This window comes from Flavobacterium cerinum, assembly GCF_004028155.1.
Taxonomy (GTDB): Bacteria; Bacteroidota; Bacteroidia; order Flavobacteriales; family Flavobacteriaceae; genus Flavobacterium; species Flavobacterium cerinum.
Genome location: NZ_SBII01000030.1, coordinates 1 through 727 on the forward strand (window position 1 = coordinate 1; position 727 = coordinate 727).

Consider the following 727-nt stretch of genomic DNA (forward strand, 5'->3'; position numbering starts at 1 on the left):
ATCATTCCATATTCTTCAAGGGGCTCTTTTTTTAGTGCTATTTTCGAAAATTTATATGAACCATCAACAGGATGTTTTACAAATTCACTTTTATCCAGATCATAACAGTCCACTCTGTTATAAATATTTATGGCCGAGTAACTATCACATATTTTATCCTTATAATTAAAGGTAGATCTAAAAAATTGGACTTCTTTCGGGAAATTCATATCAATAATATTGACTAATCTATCGGATACAAGCCAACCGCCGCCAACAGATTCGATAAGATCATAAGTTAATAATTTATCAAACTCTACATCACTATTTTTTGCATCGTTGTATTTTAAAGGAAATTTTGCCTCTTCACTAATAAATTTTCCAATAGCAATGTGGCTTCCGTTGATTAAATTATGACTGTCATATACAATAGGGAAAGAAGGCTTACTTGTTATTTTTAAAAAGTAGTTCATAAGATTAATGGTGTTTGTAAGTAGGTTTCAATACTTGCCAGCAAAAAAACTGAAACTAGTTTTTTATTAAAATATAACACCTGCATCATTTTGCCAGTAATTAATAGAGAAATCACATGATGAGAAGACGCTATACTTTGTTTTTCATCTCTATAAATTTAGGCAGATAATTGGCACTTAACTCTATTAGCTGATCAAAAGTGATACTGAACATGGGTTAATACTACTTTGATGGGTCAATTTACGCCATATTTAGCGAGGCTGCCATTGTTACG

At 31.1% G+C, this 727-nt stretch carries 1 protein-coding gene; it reads right to left on the minus strand.

Features of this window, described 5'->3' with window-relative positions; all coding sequences use genetic code 11:
• Window positions 1–452: imm11 family protein (locus tag EPI11_RS18885; protein ID WP_206619147.1), on the minus strand; the 452-nt coding region annotated here is incomplete at its 3' end.
• Window positions 453–727: the final 275 nt, after the last annotated feature.